The organism is Aureimonas frigidaquae, assembly GCF_001463905.1.
In the GTDB taxonomy this organism is placed as follows: domain Bacteria; phylum Pseudomonadota; class Alphaproteobacteria; order Rhizobiales; family Rhizobiaceae; genus Aureimonas; species Aureimonas frigidaquae.
On record NZ_BBWR01000009.1, the window covers coordinates 140,835 to 160,206 of the forward strand.

The 19,372-nt window shown below is 63.6% G+C and carries 20 protein-coding genes and 2 tRNA genes; 15 read left to right on the plus strand and 7 right to left on the minus strand.

Features of this window, described 5'->3' with window-relative positions:
- Positions 1-5: 5 nt before the first annotated feature.
- Positions 6-1,055 carry a histone deacetylase family protein gene (locus tag AUL30_RS10625; RefSeq protein WP_062227859.1) on the plus strand — a complete coding sequence of 350 codons (1,050 nt, stop codon included), beginning with the start codon at positions 6-8 and terminating at the stop codon, positions 1,053-1,055.
- Positions 1,056-1,072: 17 nt separating this feature from the next.
- Here AUL30_RS10625 and AUL30_RS10630 read toward each other — a convergent pair whose 3' ends face one another.
- The gene (locus AUL30_RS10630) at positions 1,073-1,849 is read right to left on the minus strand and encodes a phosphatase PAP2 family protein (RefSeq protein WP_157070071.1); all 777 of its coding nucleotides are present in this window, start codon (positions 1,847-1,849) and stop codon (positions 1,073-1,075) included.
- Between the two features lie 137 nt (positions 1,850-1,986).
- On the opposite strand from AUL30_RS10630, the gene AUL30_RS10635 reads away from it, so the two are divergent.
- The 3 genes from AUL30_RS10635 to AUL30_RS10645 all read left to right on the plus strand — a co-directional run bounded on the left by AUL30_RS10635 (position 1,987) and on the right by AUL30_RS10645 (position 2,517).
- Positions 1,987-2,063: transfer RNA gene (locus tag AUL30_RS10635), tRNA-Pro, on the plus strand.
- 43 nt (positions 2,064-2,106) lie between these two features.
- Positions 2,107-2,412 (plus strand): ETC complex I subunit, encoded by a 306-nt coding sequence (locus AUL30_RS10640; protein WP_062227890.1) that lies wholly within the window; start codon positions 2,107-2,109, stop codon positions 2,410-2,412.
- Between the two features lie 29 nt (positions 2,413-2,441).
- Positions 2,442-2,517 (plus strand) — tRNA-Arg (locus tag AUL30_RS10645).
- A gap of 140 nt (positions 2,518-2,657) precedes the next feature.
- On the opposite strand, the gene AUL30_RS10650 is transcribed toward AUL30_RS10645, so the two are convergent.
- From AUL30_RS10650 to AUL30_RS10660, 3 genes are all read right to left on the minus strand, one after another.
- Positions 2,658-2,861 (minus strand): helix-turn-helix domain-containing protein, encoded by a 204-nt coding sequence (locus AUL30_RS10650; protein ID WP_062227861.1) that lies wholly within the window; start codon positions 2,859-2,861, stop codon positions 2,658-2,660.
- A 549-nt stretch (positions 2,862-3,410) separates the two neighbouring features.
- Positions 3,411-3,827: a type II toxin-antitoxin system HicB family antitoxin gene (locus AUL30_RS10655; RefSeq protein ID WP_062227862.1), complete on the minus strand. Its 417-nt coding sequence runs from the start codon at positions 3,825-3,827 to the stop codon at positions 3,411-3,413.
- Between the two features lie 75 nt (positions 3,828-3,902).
- Positions 3,903-5,579 carry a putative bifunctional diguanylate cyclase/phosphodiesterase gene (locus AUL30_RS10660; protein ID WP_062227863.1) on the minus strand — a complete coding sequence of 559 codons (1,677 nt, stop codon included), beginning with the start codon at positions 5,577-5,579 and terminating at the stop codon, positions 3,903-3,905.
- A gap of 231 nt (positions 5,580-5,810) precedes the next feature.
- On the opposite strand from AUL30_RS10660, the gene AUL30_RS10665 reads away from it, so the two are divergent.
- Together AUL30_RS10665 and AUL30_RS10670 are read left to right on the plus strand one after the other, a co-directional pair.
- Positions 5,811-6,179, plus strand: coding sequence for a response regulator (locus tag AUL30_RS10665; protein ID WP_062227864.1), 369 nt, complete (start codon positions 5,811-5,813; stop codon positions 6,177-6,179).
- 85 nt (positions 6,180-6,264) lie between these two features.
- Entirely contained in the window at positions 6,265-8,232 is a 1,968-nt protein-coding gene (locus AUL30_RS10670) for a GAF domain-containing protein (protein ID WP_062227865.1), read from the plus strand.
- Positions 8,233-8,264: 32 nt separating this feature from the next.
- Here the strand turns inward: AUL30_RS10670 and AUL30_RS10675 are convergent, their stop codons facing one another.
- The gene (locus tag AUL30_RS10675; RefSeq protein WP_062227866.1) at positions 8,265-9,245 is read right to left on the minus strand and encodes a phospholipase D-like domain-containing protein; all 981 of its coding nucleotides are present in this window, start codon (positions 9,243-9,245) and stop codon (positions 8,265-8,267) included.
- Between the two features lie 16 nt (positions 9,246-9,261).
- A complete protein-coding gene (locus AUL30_RS10680; protein WP_062227867.1) occupies positions 9,262-11,058 on the minus strand; it encodes an ABC transporter ATP-binding protein in 1,797 nt (598 codons plus the stop codon).
- Between the two features lie 299 nt (positions 11,059-11,357).
- Here AUL30_RS10680 and AUL30_RS19380 point away from each other — a divergent pair, with 299 nt between their 5' ends.
- The 3 genes from AUL30_RS19380 to AUL30_RS10690 all read left to right on the plus strand — a co-directional run bounded on the left by AUL30_RS19380 (position 11,358) and on the right by AUL30_RS10690 (position 12,727).
- A complete protein-coding gene (locus AUL30_RS19380; protein WP_083507853.1) occupies positions 11,358-11,519 on the plus strand; it encodes a DUF3606 domain-containing protein in 162 nt (53 codons plus the stop codon).
- A gap of 69 nt (positions 11,520-11,588) precedes the next feature.
- The gene (locus AUL30_RS10685; RefSeq protein ID WP_062227868.1) at positions 11,589-12,269 is read left to right on the plus strand and encodes an SOS response-associated peptidase; all 681 of its coding nucleotides are present in this window, start codon (positions 11,589-11,591) and stop codon (positions 12,267-12,269) included.
- Positions 12,270-12,364: 95 nt separating this feature from the next.
- Positions 12,365-12,727, plus strand: a complete 363-nt coding sequence (locus AUL30_RS10690) for a DMT family protein (RefSeq protein ID WP_202814495.1) — start codon at positions 12,365-12,367, stop codon at positions 12,725-12,727.
- On the opposite strand, the gene AUL30_RS10695 is transcribed toward AUL30_RS10690, so the two are convergent.
- A complete protein-coding gene (locus AUL30_RS10695; protein ID WP_062227869.1) occupies positions 12,717-13,088 on the minus strand; it encodes a BLUF domain-containing protein in 372 nt (123 codons plus the stop codon). The two genes, AUL30_RS10690 and AUL30_RS10695, sit on opposite strands and share 11 nt — an antisense overlap.
- 445 nt (positions 13,089-13,533) lie before the next feature.
- Here AUL30_RS10695 and AUL30_RS10700 point away from each other — a divergent pair, with 445 nt between their 5' ends.
- The 6 genes from AUL30_RS10700 to AUL30_RS10725 form a co-directional block, all read left to right on the plus strand.
- Positions 13,534-15,681, plus strand: a complete 2,148-nt coding sequence (locus tag AUL30_RS10700) for an autotransporter family protein (protein WP_192843051.1) — start codon at positions 13,534-13,536, stop codon at positions 15,679-15,681.
- Positions 15,682-15,967: 286 nt separating this feature from the next.
- Positions 15,968-16,153, plus strand: a complete 186-nt coding sequence (locus tag AUL30_RS10705) for a hypothetical protein (protein WP_062227871.1) — start codon at positions 15,968-15,970, stop codon at positions 16,151-16,153.
- 112 nt (positions 16,154-16,265) lie between these two features.
- Positions 16,266-17,159 (plus strand): GGDEF domain-containing protein, encoded by an 894-nt coding sequence (locus AUL30_RS10710; protein WP_157070074.1) that lies wholly within the window; start codon positions 16,266-16,268, stop codon positions 17,157-17,159.
- A 171-nt stretch (positions 17,160-17,330) separates the two neighbouring features.
- Positions 17,331-17,735, plus strand: a complete 405-nt coding sequence (locus tag AUL30_RS10715) for a nuclear transport factor 2 family protein (RefSeq protein WP_062227873.1) — start codon at positions 17,331-17,333, stop codon at positions 17,733-17,735.
- A gap of 33 nt (positions 17,736-17,768) precedes the next feature.
- Positions 17,769-19,154 (plus strand): NAD(P)/FAD-dependent oxidoreductase, encoded by a 1,386-nt coding sequence (locus AUL30_RS10720; protein ID WP_062227874.1) that lies wholly within the window; start codon positions 17,769-17,771, stop codon positions 19,152-19,154.
- A 47-nt stretch (positions 19,155-19,201) separates the two neighbouring features.
- A partial coding sequence (locus AUL30_RS10725; RefSeq protein ID WP_244490794.1) for a thiamine pyrophosphate-binding protein occupies positions 19,202-19,372 on the plus strand: 171 nt, incomplete at its 3' end.

A 19,372-nucleotide genomic window follows, 5' to 3' on the forward strand; every position in this document is an offset into this window, starting at 1 on the left:
CAGGTATGGAACTCTTCTTCGACACTCGGCAACTCAACCACCGGCCGACACAGTATCTCGTGCATGGTCGCATCGTCGCGCCGCTGGAAAAGCCTGAGCGTTTCGAGGTGATGCGCGATGCGCTCCTGGCCGCCGGGCTTCTGGAGGGCAAGGTGCAGGACAGCGGCTCGGACCCAATCCGAAACGTGCATGCTCCCCATTACGTCGCATTCCTGGAAACCGCCGTCGAAGCCTTCGCGGCCCTGCCCAATGCCGGGCCGGAGCTCTTGCCCAACGTGCATCCCTACGCAGCCGGTACACCGGGTCTGCGGCAGAGGCCGGCGCCGCGCACCACCGGCATACTCGGGCGGGCGGGCTGGTACATCGGCGATATGTCCTGCGCCATGATGGCCGGCACTTTCGAAGCGGCCTACTGGTCCGCGCAGTCGGCGTTGAGCGCGGCGACCGCTGTCGCCGAAGGGGCCGATTGCGCCTTTGCCCTGTGTCGGCCGCCTGGCCATCATGCCTATGCGGATCGCGCCTCCGGCTTCTGCTTTTTCAACAATGCGGCGCTGGCGGCCGAGCGGCTCCGGCGGGTCCATGACCGCGTCGCAATCCTGGATTTCGATACGCATCACGGCGACGGGACGCAGGCCATCTTCTATGAGCGGGCGGACGTGCTCTTCGCCTCCACCCATACCGACCCGCAAGCCTATTACCCGCATTATTTCGGCTATGCGGACGAGACGGGAGAAGGCGAGGGACGCGGATTCAATCTGAACATTCCGCTGGCACCCGGCAGCGACGACGACCATTTCGTCGGGGCTGTCGAACGCCTGGCCGAGCGGGTCCTGCGCCACGCACCCGGCGCGCTCGTCCTGTCGGCTGGGTGGGACGCGCATCGCAACGATCCGCTGTCACGCCTCGATGTTGGAACGCAGGCCTTTTCGCGCATCGGCAAGCTGCTCGGTGGCCTCAACCTGCCGACGGTCATCGTCCAGGAAGGCGGCTACTCCCTGGATGCCGTCGCAGAGGCCGCGCCCGCCTTCATGACGGCGTTCCGCTCGGCGCGCTGACGCCTTGCGCGTAGAGGCTACGCAAAGCGGCGGTAGGACCGGCGCTCCGGCAAGAGGCCGCGCCACCCCCGGCCGCTGGCGACAGGCCGGTAGCCGATCCCGCGGCCGGCCATCCAGCGCGCCACGAGGATGGCCGTGAGCGCCCCGATCGTGAAACCGGCCACGACATCGCTCGGAAAATGGGCGCGCACGACGATGCGGCTGAGCGCGAGGCACACACCCACGATGAAGAGCGGGACCCGCGCCTGCGGAATGAGGATCATGAGGGTGAGCGTCACGGCCCCCATGGTGGTCGAATGTCCGGAGGGGAAGCTCGCGAAATCGTTGCCGAAGCGCACGAGGTGGAAATCGAACTGTCCCAGATCGTCGAGGAAAGCCGGCCGCGCCCGACCGAAAATCACTTTCAGGATGTTCGTCACGATGCCGGCGATGGCGACGCTGCAGAAGAGCTGCGCGGCATAGGCAAGGCTCGGCGCCAGCCTGAGCTGCCCCTCCCGGTCGAGGCGGGACCAGTCGATCAGCGTGAGGACGCCCACTATGGCGAGTGTCGGCCAGAGATACCAGCGCACCAGGCCGATATCCGTTGCGATGGACAGAAAGGCGAGGACACCCTGCGGCTCATCCAGCATGGCCAGGCTGACGCGACGGTCGATCAGGAAACAGGCGACAGCGCCGATAAGGCCGGCCACGGCCAGCAGGAGAATCGGCCGTGTCACCAAGGGGGCCACGCCGTGGTGCGGCGCTTGCCGCAGGCGGGTCCGCAGGCGGCGGACCTGCAAGGGAACGTGTCGCACCTGTCGCCTTTCTCATCCGGGTTCGATGCGTAGCGGGGGCGCGACGCTGAGCTATCCAAGAATGGCATCTTCCCGCGTCTTGCCAAGGGTGCGATGCGCGGGTAGTAACGCCGGAGCCCACCGACGCGTGGTTTGGGCGGAGCGTAGCGCAGTCTGGTAGCGCATCTGGTTTGGGACCAGAGGGTCGCAGGTTCGAATCCTGCCGCTCCGACCATCTCGTCGCGGCGAGGGGGCGGAATTCCACGAGGATGCCGATCATGGTTGCCCGTATCTATCGTCCCGCCCGCAGCGCAATGCAGTCCGGCAAGGCGAAGACCCGTCATTGGGTTCTCGATTACGAGCCGTCCAAGCCCAAGGTCGTCGAGCCCCTGATGGGATACACGTCCAGCGGGGATATGCGCCAACAGGTGCGCCTGACCTTCGAGACCCGCGAAGAAGCGGTGGAATATGCCGAGCGCAACGGCATCGCCTACGAGGTCGAGGAAACCCCCCGCATCGTCCGCAGCCGCGTTTCCTACTCCGACAATTTCCGCTACGACCGCATCCAGCCCTGGACCCACTGACCCGGACCGGCCCGCCCAGCCAGGCCACCGGCCCCGTAGCTCAGTGGATAGAGCACCGGCCTTCTAAGCCGATGGTCGCAGGTTCGAATCCTGCCGGGGTCGCCAATAAATACAATGACTTAAGTTTTTGGATCGGTGTCCGTTCCGGCCCGCCGAACGGCCTTTCCAACTCTTGCTCACGTTCTCGTCGCGGCAGAGTGTTCAGGACGTCGTTCGCGCGAAGTGGGCGTTCGTCTTCCGCGCGGTCATTCCCACGGCTCGAACTTGTGGAACAGCGCCCGGCAGGCCAGGGCGACATGCTTGGGGATGATGACGGGCCTTCCGTCCTCCCGGCGCGCGCCCCGCTCGTAGTTTTCGATGGTGGGCTTCGACATACCGAGCGCCTCTGCGGCCCTTGCCTGCGTGAAGCCCATAGTGGTGCGCCATTCCTTGAAACTGTCCGGCGTCATGGTATTATCTCCAACAAGGAGGTGAGGCAGCTTCCCCTTCGGTGGGACCGGCATTCGCGCCGGCCCCTTTGGGTTACTTCCAGATCAGTGTCAGGGTGCAACCGAACAGTCTGATCCGAAGTACGACCTTCCGAAGTTTCACATGCCTCACCTCCTTTCGTTTGCGGCAGGCAAAAGCGCCATCCGCCCGGTCCATGTATCGTACATTGTACAATCATACAAACTATATAGTTTCATAATCTTATGTGCCGGCACGAGGCTCGTCCGCCGCGCTTCTATCGGCAAGCCTCGTGTGTCGCGACGGCAGCGCTGAAGCATCAAGCCCCTGGGACCGTCTAATCGTTAGGCTGGGGCCGGTCCATGATGGGGTTAGGCTTGCCCTTAAAGCCCTACAGCAACGGCGACGACTGGCCTGTCATCGCATTATGAACTGGTGCTAGTCGCCGGCTCAGGATTGTACAAACGGCTGTCTGTTGCAGGCCGTCTCAACCGCTTACTGCCGCCGCGTGATACTGGCTGCCGGCCCGCTCCTTTATCAGCTTATCAGAATCACGCTGGCTCAGTTGTTACGACGACGCGGCGCCCGACAGCCTGTAGGGCGTGCTCCATATGGTCGATCTTGCTGATGTGGTGGAAGTCCAGAAGGCGATCCACCTGGGGTGCATGAACGCTCAAGCGGCGGGTAAGATCGGCCTTACGAAGAGCGGCCGCCACCATAGCGTTGTGAAGCTCGATCTTGAGCGCGACGTTCAGACTGAGTTCTACGAATGGCCCGGAGAAAGGACCTGGAACGGGAATTGGCTCACGGTCCGACACCCGGCCATCGAAAGCGGTCAACAAGGCGTCGAGCGCCATAACCCTTGCTTCGGCCTCTTCGGAACCGACTGTCGCGACCTCCCGCACCAGCGGGCAAGTCACGAGAAACGTATCGTTGTCGTCTGGGTTCAGTGTGATCGGGTACTTCATCGCTTGGCGGTTCTAAGGTTCAAGCCCGAGGCTTTGCAACAGAGGCCGCGGAAGCTGCGCGGCTCTGTGGCGGTCTTATGGGGTTACCGCGTGGTCGATGTGTTCATGATCTGCCGGTCCCGGTCTTCCGAAGAGATAGCCCTGCAACGAGTCGCAGCCCTTGGCTGTCAGTATGTATCGCTGGTTGGAGTTTTCCACGCCCTCCGCGGTCGTGGACAATCCATATCCGTCGCAAAGCGCCAGCACGGCATCGATGACCGCCGTCGATTGGCTGTCGTCACTGATCTGGTCGACGAAGGACTTGTCGATTTTGATGCGGGTGAGGGGAAGCTTTTTAACAAGGGAAAGGGAAGAGAAGCCGGTTCCGAAATCATCCAGCGCGACGCCGATCCCGCGGTTTCTCAGGTTCCTCAAAATTCCCTCGGCGGTTTCCACGCTGTCCAGGACGGTCGACTCCGTGATCTCCAGCTCCAGACGCTCCGGTGACAGGCCCGTATCCGCCAGAATCCGATCGACGACGCCGATCAACTCCGCATCGCGGAGCTGCGCAGCGGAGACGTTCACCGAGACGTAGATATTGTGGGACCAGCGCATTGCCTCCGAGCAGGCGGATCTCAGCACCCATTCTCCAAGGCTGGATATGAGGCCGAGATCTTCCACGACAGGTATGAACACCGAAGGCGGAACGATCTGTCCGCTGCTGGCCCGCCAACGGAGCAGGGCTTCGTAGCCTGCAACCTCGCCATCGGCGGCTTTGACGATCGGCTGATAGTCCAGAGAGAAGCGGCGCTGATCGACGGCCTCCCGCACCTCCAGCTCCAGTGCAGTCCGTGCGCGTGCGAGGGAATCCATCTCGTCACTGTACTGGCGAGCACAGCCGCGCCCGTCCCGCTTGGCCTGATAGAGCGCCAGGTCGGCGCAGCGCAGGATGGATTCGGTATCATACCCGTTGGATGGCGCGATGGCGGTTCCGACGCTGACGCCCACCCGTGCAAGCTTGCCCGCCACGGGAACGGGCTCGTTCATAGCCTCCACCAGTGATCGCGCCGTTGCCTGGATCGCGTCGAGCGTGGGAGAACCGAACTGCAGGGCGACGAACTCGTCGCCGCCCAGCCGACCCACAATGCCGTTCTGCCCCAGGACGGCCTGAAACCTTCGCGTGGCGGATCGCAGAACCTCGTCGCCCATCTCATGGCCGAGATTGTCGTTGACGGCCTTGAAGCGATCGAGATCCAGGTAATGGACGGCGATCCTCGACCCATAGGCAACCTGCGGCAGCTGCTCTTCAAGTTTCTCGTGGATGCCGCGACGATTGGCGACCCCCGTCAGCGCATCATGACGGGCCTGATGCTCGAAACGACGCGTCGCGGCCTGCTGCTCGGACAGGTCCCGCGTAACCTTTGCAAAGCCCAGGAGCGACCCTTGCGGATCATAGACGGGGTCGATCACGACACTCGCCCAGAAGGCCGTCCCATCCTTTCTATACCGCCACCCTTCGTCCGCGAAGTGACCTAAACGCCGCGCCATTTCAAGATTATCCCAGGGAACGCCGCGTCGTCGATCGTCATCCGAGAAGAAGCATGAGTAGTTCTTGCCCACAATATCATCGACGCTGTAGCCTTTGATGTGCGCCGCTCCGGCGTTCCAGTTCAGGACCGTTCCCTCTTCATCGAGCATATAGATCGCGTAGTCTTTTACGCTCGATACGAGCAGGCGGTACATCAGATCATCACTGATATTCGTGCGGCTCATGTTGATTGCTAACCCTATATTACGGCTCTGATGGCCGCCTCCTGCGTGGGGAGATTGTCTCCAACTGCGTCATGGCCAGTGCGTCAAAGCGACAATCAATGATCCAGCCCGAAGATTTTGCAGCAGGGGAGACATTGCAGCCGCAAGACACGTCAACCGGCAGGTTCGATGCCGGATTGTTTGGAACATGTCGGACGTTGGAAGGCTTCCACTCCAAAGAAAGGCGTCCCAATGCATCTCAAGATCATGATCGTGGAGGATGAACGGCTGATTGCCATGGACCTCGAAGACATTCTCGAGGGCGAAGGCCATGTGGTCGTCGGGGTTGCGGCGGATATGTATGGGGCGCTCGAGATCGCTGCCGAGAATCCGGGCATGGATCTCGCAATCATGGACATCGACCTGGCACGGGGCACCAGCGGGATCGACACGGCAAGGCTCTTGCGCGAAGACTACGATGTCGGCTCGCTCTTCGTGTCCGGGCGCATCTCCGAGGAGACGCATGCCATGGCGCTCGAATGGAAGCCGATCGGCTTCGTGGGTAAGCCCTTTGCGGGGACACAGATCATCAAAGCCTTGTCCGGCGTTCGGACACGGTAGCTTTCAACTTCTGCTGAAACAGACTACTCGATAGGAGGCACGCCTCCGTGCTCCTGACGACCGGCTTTTCCACGGATTCTGACGCGTGCCGACTGAGAACCTGAACGAAGCAGCGCGGCTCCGCGCACTCCACCGATCCGGCCTCCTGGAGGCACACTCCCAGAAGCAGTTCGAGCACATCACGGAACTCGTCCGTGACATGCTGGACGTGCCGACGGCGATCGTTTCGATCGTCTCAGACGACAAGCAGGTCTTTGCGGGACATTGCGGCCTGCCGGAGATATGGGCCGAGAAGGGCGAAACACCGCTGACCCATTCGTTCTGCAAGCATGTCGTCGAGCGCGGAGCGCCGATGGCCGTGGCAGATGCGCTTGCCGACCCGACCTTGCGAGACAACCGCGCGATCGAGGATCTGGGTGTCGTCGCCTATCTGGGCGTTCCGCTCTTCCTGCCGTCCGGCGAGGTCATCGGCGCACTCGCCGCCATCTCGTCGTCACCGCGGGAATGGGGCGCCGGCGATGTTCGGCGTCTTCAGAACCTTGCAAGGATTGCGACGAACGAGATCGAGGTCCGGGTTTCCGAACTGCGCTGGCGAACATTGTTCCAATCACTCCAGGAGGGCATCGTCCTCGGGGAGGCGATCCGCGGCACATCCGGCATGATCGATGATTGGCGCTACCTCGACGTCAATCCGGCATGGGGGGAACTCCTCGGGATCGATCCGGGAAGCGTCAGAGGGCAGACGATCAGAACTATCATGCCGGACCTCGAAGAGGATTGGATCGATGACGTTGCGACCGTCGTGAATGGCGGCGAATCCGTCTCGTTCACGCGTGCGGTCGGTCACCTCGGGCGCTGGTACGACGGCGTCATTCAGCCGCTCGAAGGCCAGCGTTTCGCCATCGTCTTCTCCGAGGCGACGGAAAGGGTCAATGAGGAGGCGCGGGTCGCGGCGACGCTCGAACTCGGTGACAGGCTCCGCGACCTTCGCACCGTGCCCGAACTCAGCGTCACCGCGGCGGCAATCATGGGCCGGGCGCTTGGCGCCAGTCGTGCGGGCTTCGGCTTCCTCGATCACTCGAGAGAGTTCGTCGATTTCGAGGATTGGTGCGCGCCGGGCATACCCAGCATCGCCGGTCGGCACCGCATGCGCGACTACGGTTCGTATATCGACGATCTGACCGCCGGCCGGGATGTGGTCATTGCAGATGTCGAGGCGGACGAACGTACGAAGGACAATGCCGACACCTTCCTTGCCCTGTCGATCAGGGTGCTGATCAACCTGCCCATCCTGGAAAAGGGCAAGCTCGTAGCGATCGCGATCGTGCAGTTCGATCGGCCGAGGATCTGGAGCGAGATCGAGACAATGTTCGTCCGCGACGTTGCCGATCGCGTCGTTCTGGCAACATCGCGTGTGGAAGCTTCGGAGCGACGGTCCGTTCTGGGCCAGGAACTCGCCCACCGTTTGAAGAACACGCTCGCCGTCGTCTCCGCGATCACGACGCAGACGCTTCGCTCTTCGCAGGATCTGGACATAGCCCGACGTTCGCTCACAGCACGCATCCAGGCGCTCTCGAAAGCGCACGACATCCTTCTAACGGGACAGCGCGATGCCGCGACGATCGCCACGGTCATTCAATCCGCGGTCGCACTTCACGACGAGGGAAAGCGCGTTCACCTCGAGGGGCCGACCCTGCCGATGGGGCCGAAGGCATCGATGACGCTGGCGCTCATCGTGCACGAGCTCGCGACGAACTCCGGCAAGTACGGAGCGCTCTCCGTGCCGGAGGGTGTCGTGAACGTTTCGTGGACGGTCAGCCGGGAGGACGGATCGAGGCGACCGGTCATGACCCTGGACTGGACCGAGCGGGACGGACCACCAGTCGTTGCGCCGACGCGCAAGGGCTTCGGCACACGCATGATCGAGATGGGGCTTTCCGGGGCGTCCGGCGCGTCGTCGCGCATCGACTATGCTCCGGACGGGCTGCGCTGCCGCATCCTTGCCCCTCTGGCCGAACTCATGACAGCGGAAGAAGCGGATATGTCGGCTTAATCGGTGCGCAACGCGAATGTTTCGCAACCGCTTCAGCGCGGAGGAATGCCCAGCTTCTCAACGCCGCCGCTCTTGTCGAGATCGGCCAGGAGGCCCTTGTCGGAGAGGTCCAGCGGGTGCGAATTCTTCCAGTCCTTCTGAAAGACGTCGGATAGCCGTTCCACGATGTGCTTCGCATCGGTTTCGATGGCGAGTTCGCGGCGGCTGTCGAAGCTGCCGGGTGTCAGGTTTATCGAGCCGACGATAGCCCGCTTTTCGTCGGACAGGAGCATCTTGCCGTGCAGCTTCAGGTGGCGGAGCCGCCGGACCTTGGCGCCGACATCGTTCAGGATGCGCAGGCCCCCCACGCCTTCGACGAGCTTCTCGATCTTCAGCTTGTGCGGTTGCCGCGCCATGATGTGCACATGCACGCCCCGTTTCATCGCTCGGACCAGCCGCTCGATGATGACCGTATCCTGGTAGCGCTCGTTCTGGATCCAGAGCGAGTGATGCGTGTTGTCGATGAAGGATGCAATGCGCGCGCGCCCGTTATCGGGGCACCAGATCAGCTTGGAGGCCGGGTCCGGCGTAAAGGGTTCGCGTGCCCAGTCGCAGTCGAAGCAGCGGATCATCTCCGACACTTCGAGCGCGTTCGTGGTCACGACGGCATAATCGCGCGTTTCCGACAGGTCGCGATCTTCCCAGTTGAGGGATTCCACGAAGCCGATCCGGTCATCGATCACCATGGATTTCTGATGGGTCAGCGCAAAGGCGGGGCTGCTGTCGCGCACCTCGACGCCACCGGCCACAAGGGCCTCGCGCGTCGTCTCGTTCTCGTTCAGCCCGCTGCGACGCGCAGGGTTCAGCATGACCCGCACGGCCACGCCGCGTTTGCACGCCGCCACGACCGCCTCGACAAGCGCCTCGCTGGTGAACAGGAACATGCGGATGTTGACGCTTTTCGTAGCGGCATTGATGGGGCCGATGATGGCTTCCGCCGTGTCGTCGGGCAGAACGATCAGGCTGCGGGACAAAGGGTTCACTCCTGCTTTAGCGGGATAGGTTTTCGCGGCGTTCCTTTGCCGGCTCATTCTGTATGCGATGCAACTCGGCGTAGATGCCGCCATGCGTCAGAAGCTCCGAGCCGGACCCTTCCTCTGCGACGACGCCGTCCTTCAGGACAACGATCTTGTCCGCATTGCCGACCGTGCTGAGCCGGTGGGCGATCATGATGACGGTGCGCCCTTCCATCAGACGGGCGAGGGCTTCCATGACCAGATGCTCGGATTCGGTGTCCAGAGCCGCCGTCGGTTCGTCCAGGATCATGATCGGACTGTTACGGACCACGGCGCGCGCAATGCCGATGCGCTGGCGCTGGCCGCCAGACAAGGTGTCGCCACGCTCGCCGACCGGGCTGTCATAGCCGTTAGGCATGCGCATGATGAACTCGTGCGCATTGGCCACCTTGGCCGCCTCGATCACCTCTTCCGGGGTGGCGTCGGGCCGCCCATAGGCGATATTCTCGCGGATCGTTCCCTGGAACAGGACCGTTTCCTGCAGGACGAAGCCGATCTGCGCGCGCAGCCCGGCCAGCTTGTACTGCGTCACATCCACGCCATCGATCATCACCTGGCCGCTGGCTGCATCGTAGAAGCGCGGAATCAGGCTGAGCACGGTGGATTTGCCAGAACCCGTCGGCCCGACGATGCCGACGACCTGGCCGGGCTCCACAGAGAAGCTGACGCCGCGCAGGACCGGTTCCTTCGGATCGTAGCCGAAGGTCACGTCGCGCAGTTCGATCGCGCCGCGGATCTGGCCGGGCTCGCGGGCATCCGGCCGCTCGTCGATGATGTCGTCCGCCGACAGGATGGCCTGGATCCGCTCCATCGACACCATGGTCTGGGCGATGGTCGTCGTCATGCTTGCAAGGTCCTGCACCGGTTTGAAGAACTTGGACAGATAGGCCAGGTAGACGGTAAGGGCACCTGCCGTCATCGTGCCCGCCACGATGAGCGCCGTGCCCTTCCACAGGACGATCGCGGTGCAGAAGGCGACGACCAGGCCGACCAGCGGCGACATCAGCGATTTGACGCGCCGCGCCCGCAGCGCTGCCTCGACCGTGGCCTGGCTGGCGACCTGCAGATGAGCGAGTTCCATATCCTGGCGGCCGAACGCGGTGATGGCGCGGACCGAGCCAAGGCCCTGCTGCACGACGGACAGGACCTCGGCCTGGCGCACCCGCACGACGCGCGTGATCTGCTTGATCGCCTTGCGGAAGCGCGACAGGAAAATCAGCATAAAGGGCGTTATGCCGACGGCGATCAGCGTGAAATCCCAGTCCAGCCAGAACATGATCGCGACCATGAAGATGATGGTCAGAAGGTCGACCAGTATGTCGAGCGTCGAGGACGAGGCGAAATCCTGGACCGTATCCACATCGGCCGTGATGGTGGAGATGAGGGCGCCCGTCTTGGCCGTATCGTAATAGCGCAGCGACAGGCGGTGCAGATGCTCATAGATGCGGATGCGCAGGTCATTGGCGACCCACTGGCCGACGCTGGTTGTGTAATAGCTGTCAATATAGGTCGCGATGGCGCCGAGAAGCGCGATAACGATGGTCGCGCCGGCCGCAAAGAGCGCCACGCCGATCGCATCGCGCGTGACGCCCAGATCATGCGCCCAGCTCAACCACTCCGGCAGCGCATGATTGCCGAGCGCGTCGTCGATGACGATCTTCAACGGCCATGGCGCTGCCAGGCTCATCGCGATTTCGACCAGCATGGCCAGGAAGACGATCAGGAGCCGCCAGCGATACGGATAAAGAAGATCGCGCAGGAGGCGTGTCACGGACGGCCTCCGAGGGCTAGACGCCGGACCCCGCAGGAATACTGCGCGCAGTCCCGATATGCCGTGCATGACCACAGGCTCAAAACGGCCCTGGCGGCCGAAACACACGACATCCTGCAACCCCCAGTTTCACGCCACGATATCGGGAAGTTAGCCGGATGCAAGTGCGTGCATGACGCGGACTGTCTGGACCTGCGGCGGCGCTCCCATCCCCTCGTTGCCGGCCCGATCTTCTGCCGGGTTGAACGAATGAAGCACCTTCTGCGTTATGAGTGCGTGATCAACCACAGGAGGTCGTCATGCCGAACACGCCGCAGGACCGAGCCAAGGTGGCCGGCAAGCAGGATCATGAGGTCCGCTACGAGGCCGAGAAGACGGGCAAGAGCAAGGACGAGGTGAAACAAGCCGTAGAGGACGTCGGCAACAGCCGCAAGAAGGTGGAAAAGAAACTGGACTCCTGACGCGTCCTTGCAGTCCAATGCCATAGGCCGACAGGTCCGACGGCAGCGGACGGGAAGGGCGATCGATAGATGTGCAACCTCTACTCCCTGACCAAGGGACAAGCGGCGATCCGCGCATTGACCGGGGCGATGCGGGACCTGTCCGGCAATCTCGCGCCGATGCCCTCGATCTTCCCGGACACGGCCGCACCGATCGTCCGGCTGGATGGCGACGGCGCCACGACCATCGCCATGGCGCGGTGGGGCATGCCGTCACCGGCTTTTGCCCTGGCCGGACGCAACGCGGATGGCGGGGTCACCAATATTCGCAACACCGCTTCGCCCCATTGGCGCCGCTGGCTTACGCCGGTGAGCCGCTGCCTCGTCCCAGTGACGAGCTTTTCGGAGTACGACACGATCGAGGGGCGTAAGGTGCCGACATGGTTCGCTCTGTCGCCCGCCCGGGACCTTTGCGTCTTCGCCGGGATATGGACACCGTGGAATGGCGTGCGCAAAGTGAAAGAGGGCCCGGTGCAGACCGACCTTTTCGGGTTCCTGACGTGCGAGCCCAATGACGTCGTCCGGCGGGTCCATCCCAAGGCCATGCCCGTCATCCTGACCGGGCGGGAAGAGATGGACGTCTGGCTGCGCGCGCCCTGGAGCGAGGCATCCGCACTCCAGCGTCCGCTCCCGGACGGCGTGCTGACGGTCGTGTCGGTTGGGCCGAGGGAAGATGGCGCCCCGGGTCAGGAGACTGGCAGCCTATTCTAAGGAGATGGCAGGGTCTGAAGGGGTGGCGCGGGCGGGCTGCTGTGCAGCGCCGCATTTCGTGATAAGCACGCTGGCCTTCAATCCGGAACACGGCCTTGGTTCAGTTCGTCCCCGCCTGGCTTCTGCCCATCATTCTTCTGGTCTGCTCGAATGTCTTCATGACATTCGCCTGGTATGGCCATCTCAAATACGAGAACAAGCCGCTCCTGGCCGTCATCATCGTCAGCTGGGGCATTGCCTTCTTCGAGTATTGCCTGGCCGTGCCCGCCAATCGCTTCGGCTCCCACATCTACTCGGCCGCGGAATTGAAGACGATGCAGGAGGTCATCACCCTCCTGGTCTTCTCCGTATTCTCGGTCACCTATCTGGGGGAAAAGCTGACGGTGAACCATGTCGTCGGCTTCGCCTTCATCTGCCTCGGCGCCTTCTTCATCTTCAAGGGGCCGCTCAAGTTCTGAACGGCTGGACCTTCGCATTCTCCAGGAAGAGGTAGAGGTCCGTCGTCGGCCGGCGGACCATGCGCCAACCCGGAAACAGCCGTTTTTGCCGCTCCTGCCGATGCAGGAGCACGATGCCCTCGTGCCGCGGATCTGCGCGGATCACCTCGAACAACGCCTCGACGGCCGCGGGCGGCCCTTCGATGATCTGGATGATGTTGCGGCCCTCGATGCCGAGGCATCCGGTGATGTCCTGCGCATCATTGTTGCGCTGGGACGTCGTCAGGATCTGATCCAGGAGGGTCGTGTCGCCGCCCGGCTTCAACGTGCTGGCATAGGCGATGAGCAGCAAGGAAGGCTGCGGCAGGTCCGTATCGTTCATCAGCGATTGCTAGAATTTTGCGCGCGCCCACACAAGAGGGCAGTCAGCGACAGCCCCGCGCCGGAACATCGGTAGCACCCGGCGGCAGCGTGCCCGACCTGCCACAGAATGCAGCAGACTGGTTTGCCGTGCACTGATTCCGGCACGCCGGTCTTTGGCCGAAAAGCCGTTTTCAGAGGCATTTCCTCATCCAAAAGTCGTGCATTCTATCGGCACAAATTGTTCGGCTTCGCTTTTCGCGTGATGCCCCACTGCCGGAACGTTCACCCGATGCACCTTTCGAAGCGGTTTTGCCTGTCCCGGTGAAGACCTAGTTTGCGGCCAAGTGCTCGTTTTTTGGGCCGACGTGTCGTTTCTTCCATTCATTGATGATCAGGCCAAGTATATGTTGCGTTGTTTTCTGAGGGCAGGTGCCGCCTCGACGTGCCTTGTCGTTCTACTTCCCGTGAGTGCATCGGCTCAGCTCTTCCCCGACTATCAGGTGGGCGGCGGTGCTGAAGAAACCTTGACCGGCCGGCGTGATGCCAACAGGGCCGAGATCGGTGCCGAGGCTCCCGGCAGCAGCCCTTCCACCGGAACGCTCATTCTGTCCGATGGCGGGCAGCTGAACGTCACCGATGAGGTGATCGTCGCGCCGTCGGCCGGTTCCATCGGCCATCTCGCCTTCGGCGGCCTGAAGCAAGACCTTGCGACCGACCAGCAGTTCCTGCCCGGCCTTGTGACCGGCGGGCCAATCCGTTTTGGTTCGGGCGATGGTCTGGTCAGCTTCTATCATGCCAGCCCCGATTTCGAACTCGATACGCAGATCATCGGCGGGCCCACGGCGCGTATGGAGTTTCTGGCGGGCCGCACCATCATCAACGGCGACCAGTCGGCATTCCAGGGCACGACGCAGGTCGTCGGCAGCTTCGGCTCGGCATCCGGCGTCGGCACGATACTTCAGGTCAACGGGCAGTTGGGCGGTACGATCGACCTGCGCGATGCAAGCTGGCTCGAGGGCACCGGAACGGTCGGGACCGTCATCCACCGCGGCGATATTTCGCCGGGAACGCCGTTGGACCCATTCGGAACGCTGACCATTGCCGGGGATCATGAGGGCCACGGCGGCTGGCTGACCATGGATGTTGTGCTCGGCGGCGACGATTCGCGCGCCGACCGCCTGATCGTCAACGGCGATACGCGCGGGGTGACCGGGGTCAATCTGCAGAACCGCGGCGGGATCGGGGCTCCGACCACGCAGGGCATATTGCTTATCCAGGTCGACGGCGCATCCAACGGCGTGTTCGATCTGACCAATGACGAGCGTACGCCGGACGGGCGACGGACCATTTATGCGGGCGCCTACGCCTACTCCCTGTACAAGGGCAGTGTCGGCAACCCGGCCGACGGTAACTGGTACCTGCGCTCGACCGCCAAGGTCGACCTGTTGCCGGCTCCCACCGATCCCGACGGGTCGGACGACCCCACGGACGGAACCGATCCGGACCTGCCGACGCTACCGATCTCTCCCGTTGTGCCGGGCGCACCGTCCGTCCCGGGTGATCCCTCCGCTCCGGTCGAACTCGAGCCCGATCCGCTCTTCCAGCCGGGCGTTCCCTTGTATGAGGCCTATCCCTCGCTGCTGCTCGACATGAACCGCCTCTCCACGCTGCGCCAGCGCGTCGGCAACCGCGTCTGGTCCGGCACGGCCGATCCGCAGCCCTTCCGAAAGGGCGCGGTGTCTTCCGAGGCGCCGCTCGATCTTTTCGACGGGCGTGCCGCCTGGGGCCGGATCGAAGGCCGCGGCTTCAAGACAACTCCCGACGCTTCCGGCAGCGGATGGCAGGCGGACGGCGCAAGCTGGCGGCTACAGGCCGGTATCGACGCACCGGTCCATACATTCGATACGGGCAGCGTCCTGGTGGGCGGCGTCTGGCTGAGCCACGGGCGCGGAACCGCCGATGTCAGCTCGGCATCGGGCGGCGGGACCATCGACACGGTGGGAACGGGCGTCGGCGCTTCGCTGACCATGTACACGCAGTCGGGCTTCTATACGGACGTTCAGCTGCAGGGCACGTGGTACAGTTCGGACCTCTATTCCGATGTGCTCGACCAGACCATCCTGGCCGATCATGACGGCTTCGGCTGGGGTGCGAGCGTTGAGATCGGCCGCAGCTTCGACATCGCCTATGCCTGGTCGGTCACGCCGCAGGCGCAGCTCATGTGGAACAGCGTCGACATCGACGGCTTCACCGACTTCAGCGGGGCGGATGTGCGGCTGTTGCGCGGCGACAGCCTGGCAGGTCGCATCGGCGTTTCGCTCGACCGCGAGACGGCATGGGAAACCGCCTCCGGCGAGACCCGGAGGCTGCAACTCTACGGCATCGTGGACCTGACGCAGGAGTTCCTGGACGGTACGCGGATCGACGTCGCCGGGACCGTCCTGACATCTGAACCGCGCGACACGACACTGGGTATCGGCATCGGCGGAACCTACAACTGGAAGGACGATGCCTATTCGCTGTTCGGCCAGGTCGGCGTCAACGCGCCGCTGGACAGGATCGGCGACGACTACGAGGTTTCGGCCACGGCAGGATTGCGGCTGGCCTTCTGACCGACGCGGCGTGGCGCTCAGCCGAGGATCGCCACGCCGAACAGGCAGATGAGTGCGGCGACGGTCACGAAAGCGGATGGGAGCTGAAACGACACGTCGGTTCGCCTTTTGCTGACGGTGGAATGCGAAGAGACCGTAGCCCGGCTTTGTGACGGGCACCTTGCAGCTTCCTAACGCTTTGGTAACCACGAAGCCCGATGCGGCGGGATGTCGCATTCAGATGCGCTAAAAGATAGAGGATCATGGACACGAGATCCGGTCTCGCTCGTCCAACAGGATCACCTCTATGACCCGCATCGATTCGCCCGCAGCGCATAGCCTGCCGTCGCAGCTCAGCCCGATCGAGCGTGCGATCCGCAAAACGGCGGCGACGGCCGGCGAGGGGTCTGTCCTGCGTTCCGGCAGGGCGGAGTCGGTCGCTCCAAGGGCCGAGCATCCGCTCGGTCATGGCAGCACGGCCGGCCTGATCTGACGCCTGTCAGACAGGTCCCTGCAACCAATTTGTAAACATGGCATCGCGTTCGCCAGACTGTTCGTGAAATTGCCACGGACCTGTTCTGAATAGGGCCCGTCACGGGAGAGACGTGCTCTTGAAACTTTATGCGGTTACCCAATCCCTGCCTTGGCCGAGAACCTATGTCGGCCGCATCCTGCTCATCTGTTTCGTGGGGACCCATGTGCCGCTTCTGGTGCTGGTCGCCGTTGCGCTGACCGCCAGCATCGAGCCTGTTCCCCTGTCGGTGCTCGCCGTCGTGCTGGCCGCCACGCTGGCGGGCACGGCGCTGACCATCTGGGCCGTCAACGCCATGCTGAAACCGGTGACGCGTTCGGTCGATGCGCTCAATGCCTATGCGAGCCGGCGTGAGCGTCCGCTGTTGCCGACGGGCTACCGCGACGAAGCGGGTCAACTCATGGCGAGCGTCCAGGCGACCCTCGATCATGTCGATACGCGGTTCGATACAATGTCGCGGATTGCATCGACCGATCCGCTGACCGGGGCCTTCAACCGACGGTGGATGAACGAAGCCGGCATTCCGTCGTTCGAGCGGCTGCGCCGCGCCCGCCACGCCATCTCGCTTCTCGTCATCGACCTCGACGACTTCAAGGCCATCAACGATGCCCTGGGTCATGGTTTCGGCGACCGCGCGCTTGGCGCCGTAGCTTCCGCCATCCGCACCACGCTGCGCGAGGACGACCAACTCGTGCGGGTCGGCGGCGATGAGTTCTGCGTATTCCTGCCCGGCGCCGACGCGGCGACCTCCGCCGGCATTGCCGAGGCGATCCGCCAGGAGGTCACCCGCAGCACGGCGAAGCTGCAGGCAAGCCGCGTCATGACGGTGAGCATCGGAGCGGCCACGGCATCGCTGGGCGATCGCTCCTTCACCGATGTCTATCGCCGGGCCGACCGGCACCTTTACGCCGTCAAACATGGCGGACGCGATGGTGTATCCACGGATCATACCGGGCGTCTTACCTGAGCCCTACCGCGCGTCGCCGCGCTCCAACTGGCACTAACGCTATTTGCGTCTGGCTATAAGGCCAGTGCCTTGCTTTGGCTAGTTTGGGCCATGGCAGGCGCGTCGGCCACCGGCTCCATGGAGCCGCAGCTCCGGGGCGACCTGTTTTCCGACAGCCTAGGGGAATGATCGATGTCCAGCGCCACCGCGTCTGCGCAGCTAACGGCCGACGACCTGAGCAGCCTGTTCGATGCCTTCAACCGGCACGATATAGACGGCGTGATGCGGTATTTCGCGCCGGATGCCGAATTCGATGCGGTCGGCGGGGCCGAGGTTCATGGGACTCGCTTTTCCGGCCGGGACGCCATCGCCGCGGCCTTCGTCAATGTCTGGACCGCCATGCCCGACGCCCATTGGGCGCATCGCGACCATCTCGTGGCCGGGGATCGTGCCGTTTCGGAATGGACCTTTTCGGGCACCGCGGCGGATGGCAGCCGGGTCGAGGCGCAGGGCGCCGACCTGTTCCGGCTGCGCGACGGCAAGATCGTCCACAAGCAGGCCTTTCGCAAGCAGCGTCCGGCCTTGGCCGCGAAGTAACGGCGACACCTGCGGCAGAGACGGTTGGCTGACATGCAGAAGCATCTTGAACGGCCCTTCGCGGCCTACGATCCCGCGCATGACCCAGTCCGCGACAGCGGGCCGGGCACGAACCGCAACTATGCGCCGACCTACTGGATCGGCACGGCCGGCGCACCGCCAGCCGATGATGGGCCCGTCTCGGCCGATATGGAATGCGACGTCGCGATCGTCGGTTCCGGCTATACGGGGCTCTCGACGGCCATTCACCTGGCCCGCGATCATGGCTTGTCCTCGGTCGTGCTGGAGGCGAACCGCGTCGCCTGGGGATGTTCGACCCGCAATGGCGGGCAGGCGCAGATTTCGTCCGGGCGGCTGAAACGGTCGCAATGGATCGAACGCTGGGGGCTTGATGTCGCCCGGCGGCTGCATGCGGAGGTGGCGGAAGGCTTCGACCTGTTCCGGGATCTGGTCCGGGAGATCGATTGCGATCCGCAGGATGGCGGGCACCTCTACATCGCGCACAAGCCGAGCGTCATGCCGGCGCTGGAGGCGGAATCGCGGCTTCTGAACGACAGCTTCGGCTATCGCAGCCGGATCGTCTCCGCAGCGGAGGTCAAGGCGGACTTCGTCAATGATGCGGAGGCGGCCGGCGCCATGTACGAGCCGGACGGCATGGGCATCCATGCGGCCAAGCTTGCCTTCGGCTACCAGGCGCTCGCCCGGCGGCTCGGCGCCAGGGTGCATCCCGGCAGTCCGGTGATCGGTTGGGAGAGCAGCGGCGGCGTCCATCGGCTGCGAACGCCGGGCGGCACGGTGCGTGCCCGCACGGTGGCGCTTGCCACGGCAGGTTACACCCCGCCGGGACTGAACGCGCTGACACGCCACCGCCTCATGCCGGTCCTGTCCAACTCGATCGTCACGCGGCCGCTCGACGCAGGCGAGATCGAGGCCTGCGGCCTCAAGGCGCGCTTTCCGCTGACCGACACCCGAACCCTGCGGCACTATTACCGCTTCCTGCCGGACGGCCGCCTGCAGATCGGCAGCCGCAGCGCCATTACGGGGCGGGACGCGTCCAATCCCGTCCACCTGGAGCGGCTGATTGCCGGGATGACGCGCAAGTTCCCGGCGCTCAGCGGGATCACGCTCGACTATTCCTGGTGGGGCTGGGTCGATGTCAGCCACGATATGATGCCGCGCATCGCGCAGCCCGATCCGGCGCAATCGATTTTCTATGCGATGGGCTATGGCGGCAACGGCGTCATGTACTCGGCCCAGGCCGGCCGGCGCATGGCCCAGATGATCGCCGGCAAGGGCGCCGGGCTGGACCTGCCGATCTTTACCTCACCGCTGCCCCATCATGGCCTTCTGACGCCGTTCCGGCGCATCGGCCAACGCGTCATGTACCGCTGGTACCAACACAAGGACGAACGCCCATGAATGCTCAGGCCCCCGGCATGACCGTGACGCAAACGCGCACCGGCCCCATGAAGATGACGACGGAAGAAGCGTTTGTGAAGGTTCTGCAGAAGCATGGGATCGACCAGGCTTTTGGGATCATCGGCTCTGCGATGATGCCTGTATCGGACCTGTTTCCGCGTGCGGGGATCACCTTCTGGGACTGCGCGCACGAGACGAATGCGGGGCTGATGTGCGAC